This is a genomic window from Idiomarina sp. ST10R2A5 (genome assembly GCF_051842325.1).
GTDB lineage: Bacteria > Pseudomonadota > Gammaproteobacteria > Enterobacterales > Alteromonadaceae > Idiomarina > Idiomarina abyssalis.
In genome coordinates this window covers 1-248 of the sequence record NZ_JBNIEX010000066.1, presented here as the reverse complement: position 1 = coordinate 248, position 248 = coordinate 1, and the positions used below count along the sequence as shown (strand labels likewise).

The 248-nt window shown below is 50.4% G+C and carries 1 tRNA gene; it reads right to left on the bottom strand.

The annotated features are described in order from the left end of the window. Position 1: 1 nt before the first annotated feature. Positions 2–75: transfer RNA gene (locus tag ACP7FG_RS13145), tRNA-Trp, on the bottom strand. Between the last annotated feature and the right edge of the window lie 173 nt (positions 76–248).

Here is a 248-nt window from a genome sequence, read left to right as displayed (position 1 = left end):
GCAGGGGCGGAGGGATTCGAACCCCCAACCGTCGGTTTTGGAGACCGCTGTTCTACCAATTGGAACTACGCCCCTAAATTTGCCTACCCTACAATTGGTGCAGGATTGGACGCGGTATTATACCTATTATGGTTTTTGACGCAAGCCCAGCCGACGCGCATGTCGGCTTTTACAGGCATAAAAAAGCCCGGCCAAAGCCGGGCTCTTAAAATCAACAGGACAGCATTAGTCCATGATTTTTGATACGA